The following is a 6666-nucleotide window of genomic DNA, read 5'->3' on the forward strand; positions in this document are numbered from 1 at the left end:
CTGATGGCAAGGCCCATGCCGAAAGTGAAGATCATCAACAGGGCTACGCCGACGTTGCTGTAACGGTTTTTCTCGATTAGGAAGGTCATGCCGTAGAAGAAGCCGAAGAAGGCGGCCAGGGCAACATAGTATGAACCGAACATGGAGAAAATGTTAAAGCCTGTTTTGGCGGAAAAGAACGCGCCGGCAACGGCAGGAATGAAAGACAGGCCGAGCAGGCGGTAGGTTTTTTGCAGGACGGTATTTTTGGCAACCGAGCCTTGCGAGGTATAGTCGTAAACGTCGTTTTGCATGGCGTTTGCTCCAGTATGGATTGAAAATGAATGAAATTTGGATTTTAACAGAGAATCAGGGGTTTGTATGATTTATCTGTTCTATTTGCCTAATATGCGGGGCAATCGGGAATTTTAAAGGCCGTCTGAAAATCGGGTTTCAGACGGCCTTGGCTTTTCAATGCTTATTTAGGCTCTTGCGGAACATAGCCTTGTACGGCATCTGCGCCGTCGCCGAAGAAGTATTGTTCCATCTGCTGTGCGAGGTATTCGCGTGCGCGCGGATCGGCAAGGCTTAAGCGGTTTTCGTTGATGAGCATGGTTTGGTGACGGGTCCAAGCCATCCATGCTTCTTGGGAAACGTTTTCAAAAATGCGTTTGCCCAATTCGTTGGGCAGCGGCGGAAATTTCATGCCTTCGGCTTCTTTGCCGAGTTTGACGCAGTGAACCATACGGGTCATGGCGGTTTCCTTATGTGGGGGTTGTAAAGGTTGGTATTTTAGCCGATTGCACGGATAGGGGAAAGCGTGGGTTTCAGACGGCCTGAAACCTTGCTATGATGGTCTTTTCTGTTTATTCAGACAAAGATTATGAACCGCCTCGATACTGCCCGCCGCCATTCCCTGTTCCTCGCCCGCCAGCTCGACAACGGCAAACTCAAGCCCGAAATTTTCCTGCCCATGCTGGACAAGGTGTTGACCGAAGCGGATTTCCAAGCCTTTGCCGACTGGGAAAAAATCCGCGCGGAAGAAAACGAGGAAGAGTTGGCTCGGCAGTTGCGCGAGTTGCGCCGTTATGTGGTGTCGCAGATTATCGTGCGCGATATAAACCGCATCAGCGATTTGAACGAAGTTACCCGCACGATTACGCTGTTTGCCGATTTTGCCGTCAATACCGCGCTGGATTTCGCCTACGCCTATTATCGGGACATGTACGGAACGCCGATCGGGCGTTATACAAAATCGCCGCAGCATTTGAGCGTGGTGGCGATGGGCAAGGCGGGCGGCTATGAGTTGAACGTGTCTTCCGACATCGATTTGATTTTCGTTTATCCCGAATCGGGCGACACCGACGGCAGGCGCGAACGGGGCAACCAGGAATTTTTCACCAAAGTCGGGCAGAAACTGATTGCGCTGCTGAACGACATTACCGCCGACGGGCAGGTGTTCCGCGTTGATATGCGGTTGCGGCCGGACGGCGATTCGGGCGCGCTGGTATTGAGTGAAACCGCGCTGGAGCAATATTTGATTACACAGGGGCGCGAATGGGAACGCTACGCGTGGTGCAAAGGTCGCGTGGTTACGCCGTATCCGAACGACATCAAATCGCTGGTGCGCCCTTTTGTATTCCGCAAATATCTAGATTACAGCGCGTATGAGGCGATGCGGAACCTGCACCGCCAAATCCGCAGCGAAGTCAGCAAAAAAGGCATGGCGGACAACATCAAACTCGGCGCGGGCGGCATCCGCGAAGTCGAATTTATCGCCCAGATTTTCCAGATGATACGCGGCGGACAAATGCGTGCGCTGCAACTGAAAGGCACGCAGGAAACGCTGAAGAAACTTGCCGAGCTGGGTATCATGCCGTCTGAAAACGTCGAAACCCTGCTTGCCGCCTACCGCTTCCTGCGCGACGTCGAACACCGCCTGCAATACTGGGACGATCAGCAAACCCAAACCCTGCCCACCTCGCCCGAACAGCAGCAACTGCTCGCCGAAAGCATGGGGTTCGACAGCTACTCCGCCTTTTCAGACGACCTCAACGTTCATCGAAACAAAGTCAATCAGTTGTTCAACGAAATTTTGAGCGAACCCGAAGAGCAAACACAGGACAACAGCGAATGGCAATGGGCATGGCAGGACAAACCCGACGAAGAAGAGCGGCAAGGTCGTCTGAAAGAACACGGGTTCGATGCCGAAACCATCGCCCCAAGGCTCGACCAAATCCGGCACGGCCATAAATACCGCCATCTCTCCGCACACGCCCAGCCGCGTTTCGACGCCATTGTGCCGCTATTTGTACAGGCGGCGGCAGAGCAAAGCAACCCGACCGATACGCTGATGCGGCTGTTTGACTTCCTCGAAAACATCAGCCGCCGCTCCGCCTATCTCGCCTTTCTCAACGAACATCCGCAAACCTTGTCGCAACTGGCGCAGATTATGAGCCAAAGCTCATGGGTGGCGGCATATCTGAGCAAATATCCGATTCTGCTGGACGAACTCATCAGCGCGCAGCTTTTAGATACCGCGTTCGACTGGCAAGCCCTTGCCGCCGCCCTTTCAGACGACCTCAAAGCCTGCGGCGGCGACACCGAAGCGCAAATGGACACCCTGCGCCGCTTCCAACACGCCCAAGTCTTCCGCCTCGCCGTCCAAGACCTCGCCGGACTGTGGACGGTAGAATCCCTCTCCGACCAACTCTCCGCCCTCGCCGACACCATACTCGCCGCCGCCCTGCCGTGCGTGTGGGCGGATATGCCCAAAAAACACCGCGACACCCCGCAATTCGCCGTCGTCGGCTACGGCAAACTCGGCGGTAAAGAACTCGGCTACGCCTCCGACCTCGACCTCGTCTATCTCTACGACGATCCCCATCCCGACGCAGGCGACGTGTACAGCCGCCTCGCCCGCCGCCTGACCAACTGGCTTTCCGCCGCCACCGGCGCAGGCAGCCTCTACGAAACCGACCTGCGCCTGCGCCCCAACGGCGACGCCGGCTTCCTCGCCCACAGCATCGCTGCCTTCGAAAAATATCAGCGCGAAAACGCCTGGACATGGGAACACCAGTCCCTCACCCGCGCCCGCTTCATCTGCGGCACACCCGAAATTCAGACGGCCTTCGACCGTATCCGCACCGAAATCCTCACCGCCGAACGCGACCAAACCGCCTTGGCAGGCGAAATCATCGAAATGCGCGAAAAAATGTTCCCCACCCATCCGCCTGCCGACAGCAACGTCAAATACGCGCGCGGCGGCGTGGTCGACGTCGAATTTATCGTCCAATACCTCATCCTTGCCCATGCCCGCCAGTATCCACAACTCTTGGACAACTACGGCAACATCGCTCTGTTGAACATTGCCGCCGACTGCGGCCTCATCGACAAAACCCTTGCCGAACAAAGCCGCACCGCCTACCGCTTCTACCGCCAGCAGCAACACAACACCAAACTGCGCGATGCCAAAAAAACCGAAGTGACGGACGAATTGCTGACCCATTACGGCAATGTGCGAAAACTATGGCAGGAAGTATTCGGGGCAGAAGTAAAGTTCGGATAAGTAGCCATTTATCCGATTAAGGCATACTTTCGGGCATAAAAAAACGTTGTTTGGTGAACCTAATAAAAAGGCCGTCTGAAACTTTTCAGACGGCCTTTTATGGTATTTATTCTTCTTCCTCTTCCTGTTCTGCCTCTGCAGGTTTTTCAAGGAAGTTGCCTGCCAACCACAGTAAAGCGCCACTACCCGTAATGCCTGCTTTAATCCATAGGGCGGTATCTTCGACCCATTCGTAAATCCAGACCAAAACTTTTGGTACCGCGTTCATATAATTCAAACCGAATGCCAAATCGATCGCAAATCTTTTCCGCTGTTCTTGAAAGAATGCGAATTTCGGTTTAACTTCGGCATACCGTCTCAACGGTTTAAAATCCTGCGGGATTGGTGTCGAATTTAGAGCTAATCTACGTTAGCCCCAAATATTTTGGAGAATGGCTATTTGTCCAAAACTTTAGCATTGACTAACAAGCGCACCGCTGTACCTTCATAACGCTGGTTCAACCACGCCTGTAAGCGTTCGTGATCTTTGGCAGGCAGAGGCTCCTTAAATTCGAGCGAGACCACGACAATATCGTTACTTATGTCTGCCTGTTTGTTTTGACTGCTTTCAGGCTGCTCCTGTGTAGTGGGTGCCGTTTGCGCTTTCTCCCAAACCAAGCCGCGTCCGACAACGATTTTTTCCGCTTCCGGATATTGGGCTTTTAATTCCTTGAGTACCGCAGCATCGTCAGCACCGGCAGTTTTACCTGCAAGCACGGTATCTATGTAGGCTTGTTGCTCTTTCAACTCATTTTGCTGCTGCGCCGAGTTGTTTCGGCTTGCCAGCAATTCTTCGATTTTAGCATCGTCCCCTCCCGCATAGACCACGTTGACCTTCGGCGCTTTCACACCTGACACTTCAAGGCTCTTCACCAATAAGGCAGAAATTTTCTCAGCATTGCCCGTTCCGTTGACAATCAGACCGACCATATTTTCTCTGTGGTTCAAAATCTTACGCAGCACGAAAAAACCTTCCTGTTGCTGTGCGGTGGCAATGGCGGAATTGGCTTTGGTGTTGAAGATCTCCTGACGCACCAGTCCTGATGCCATATAGCCGCTCGGAATCATCACAGCCAGTACGACGGCGGTAATAATGATACTTTGCAACCGGCGTTTGGATTCCGTTACCAACCCCCTGCGCGGCAGCTTGAGCAGCTTGGAAAACAACAAGGTCGAAAAAGCGATGAACACGCAGTTGATGGCAAACAGATAAAAAGCGCCAAAAAAATATTGCCAGTTGCCATGAGCCAGTCCGTAGCCCGCGGTACACAGTGGCGGCATCAATGCGGTCGCAATCGCCACACCCGGTATGGCATTGCCTCCTTCTTTTCGGGTCTGCGCCACAATGCCCGCACTACCGCCGAAGAAGGCAATCAACACATCCCAAAGAGTCGGCTGAGTACGCGCCAAAAGCTCACTTTGCGCCTCTTTAAGCGGGGTTAACAGGAAATACAACGTAGCGGTAATCAAGCTGATGACGACAAATATAATAATATTGCGTGCCGCTTGGCGGATCAGCGTAGTATCGCCGACCGCCAAACCATAACCCATACCGACTATCGGCCCCATCAACGGCGAAATCAACATTGCGCCGATCACTACCGCCGTGCTGTTGACATTCAGACCGATACTCGCCACAGCAATGGCAAATATCAATACCCACATATTGGTTCCGGACACCCGAGTATTGGCACGAATGACGGAATCGATTTTGTCAGGATGAGCTTGGTCATGTGCAAGATTGAACACATCTTGCAACTTGGTCATGGCAACGTTGTCTGCTACTTCCTGTTTTTTACTATTTTCTTGTTCTAGTTCTTGCATGTTCTTACCTTTATGCCGAGGATAAATAAAGTACTGCCCAAGCTTTTCATCATTATTCCTTATAAAATCAAATGGGTGCATCAAAACCAATCAACAGGTGCAATGAAGCTGAGTGAATGTGAATATGTCAAAAGATGACATTATAGTAGGTTTTATGTAAGGAAGATTTTTTGTTTACGTAGTACTGATTTAGCTTAAGCATGATCTGCAAAAACTGTTCTCATTTTCTGTCGATATTGTGATACAGCAAAACAAGTTCTAAAATATGCTGCTTATTTATATATTAAAAACAAGGAGAAGCTGATGTCTAAGGTTGCGGTACTCGGTGGCGGTCTTTCTGGCCGTCTGATGGCGTTCCAATTGGCAGAACAGGATATTTCGGTCGAGTTGTTTGAGAAAGGTGAACGCAACGGCGAACAAGCCGCAGCTTATGTTGCCGCGGCCATGTTGGCGCCGTCTGCAGAAGCGGTGGAGGCAACGCCCGAAGTCATTCGTTTGGGCAAACAAAGCATTGCGCTTTGGCGCGCGATTGTCGGCCGTCTGAATACGCCGGTGATGATGCAGGAAAATGGCAGCCTGATTGTTTGGCACACGCAGGACAAGCCGCTTTCTGCCGAGTTTGCCCGTCATTTGAAGCGCGGCGGCGTGGCGGAACATGAAACCATACGTTGGAATGCGGATGAAATTGCGGCAAACGAGCCGCAACTGGCCGGGCGGTTTTCAGACGGCCTGTATCTGCCGACGGAAGGGCAGCTGGATGGACGGCAGGTATTGAATGCGCTTGCCGATGCTTTGGAATCGATGAATGTAGCGTGCCATTGGTCGTGCGAACGTGAAGTTGAAGATTTGGCGGCGCAATACGATTGGGTCATCGACTGCCGAGGTTATGGTGCAAAGAGCGCGTGGAACAGGCCGTCTGAAAGCGTTTTACGCGGCATACGCGGCGAAGTGGCACGCGTTTACGCCCCCGAAATCGAGCTGTCCCGCCCCGTACGTCTGCTGCATCCGCGCTATCCTTTGTATATCGCGCCGAAGGAAAACCATATTTTTGTGATTGGTGCGACCCAAATCGAAAGCGAAAGCCAAGCGCCGGCAAGCGTGCGTTCCGGTTTGGAACTTTTGTCTGCGCTGTATGCCGTGCATCCGGCATTTGGCGAGGCGAATCTTTTAGAACTGGCCACCGGCCTGCGCCCGACTTTAAACCACCACAACCCCGAAATCCGCTTCAACCGCGAACGCCGCCTGATTGAAGTCAA

General features: G+C 52.6%; 5 protein-coding genes and 2 pseudogenes. 3 read left to right on the forward strand and 4 right to left on the reverse strand.

The window, feature by feature from the left end; all coding sequences use genetic code 11:
• Both ACTHSP_RS16335 and ACTHSP_RS16340 read right to left on the reverse strand, forming a co-directional pair.
• Positions 1 to 293, reverse strand: a pseudogene (locus ACTHSP_RS16335) (BAX inhibitor (BI)-1/YccA family protein); the annotation flags it as partial.
• A gap of 164 nt (positions 294 to 457) precedes the next feature.
• On the reverse strand, positions 458 to 733 hold the full coding sequence (locus tag ACTHSP_RS16340; RefSeq protein WP_003682648.1) for an oxidative damage protection protein: 276 nt from the start codon (positions 731 to 733) through the stop codon (positions 458 to 460).
• A gap of 129 nt (positions 734 to 862) precedes the next feature.
• On the opposite strand from ACTHSP_RS16340, the gene glnE reads away from it, so the two are divergent.
• Positions 863 to 3547, forward strand: a complete 2685-nt coding sequence (gene glnE, locus ACTHSP_RS16345; protein WP_440346458.1) for a bifunctional [glutamate--ammonia ligase]-adenylyl-L-tyrosine phosphorylase/[glutamate--ammonia-ligase] adenylyltransferase — start codon at positions 863 to 865, stop codon at positions 3545 to 3547.
• Positions 3548 to 3653: 106 nt separating this feature from the next.
• Here the strand turns inward: glnE and ACTHSP_RS16350 are convergent, their stop codons facing one another.
• Positions 3654 to 3815 carry a hypothetical protein gene (locus tag ACTHSP_RS16350; protein ID WP_049351628.1) on the reverse strand — a complete coding sequence of 54 codons (162 nt, stop codon included), beginning with the start codon at positions 3813 to 3815 and terminating at the stop codon, positions 3654 to 3656.
• Between ACTHSP_RS16350 and ACTHSP_RS16355 the strand changes: the two are divergent.
• Positions 3780 to 3944: pseudogene (locus tag ACTHSP_RS16355) on the forward strand (IS1595 family transposase); the annotation flags it as partial. The gene ACTHSP_RS16350 and the pseudogene ACTHSP_RS16355 sit on opposite strands and share 36 nt — an antisense overlap.
• 38 nt (positions 3945 to 3982) lie before the next feature.
• On the opposite strand, the gene ACTHSP_RS16360 reads toward ACTHSP_RS16355, so the two are convergent.
• Positions 3983 to 5410: a TIGR00341 family protein gene (locus ACTHSP_RS16360; protein ID WP_049351622.1), complete on the reverse strand. Its 1428-nt coding sequence runs from the start codon at positions 5408 to 5410 to the stop codon at positions 3983 to 3985.
• Between the two features lie 303 nt (positions 5411 to 5713).
• Here ACTHSP_RS16360 and ACTHSP_RS16365 point away from each other — a divergent pair.
• Positions 5714 to 6666, forward strand: a 953-nt coding sequence (locus tag ACTHSP_RS16365; protein ID WP_440346459.1) for an FAD-dependent oxidoreductase, incomplete at its 3' end; no start/stop codon positions are given.

The organism is Neisseria sp. P0001.S005, from assembly GCF_051963715.1.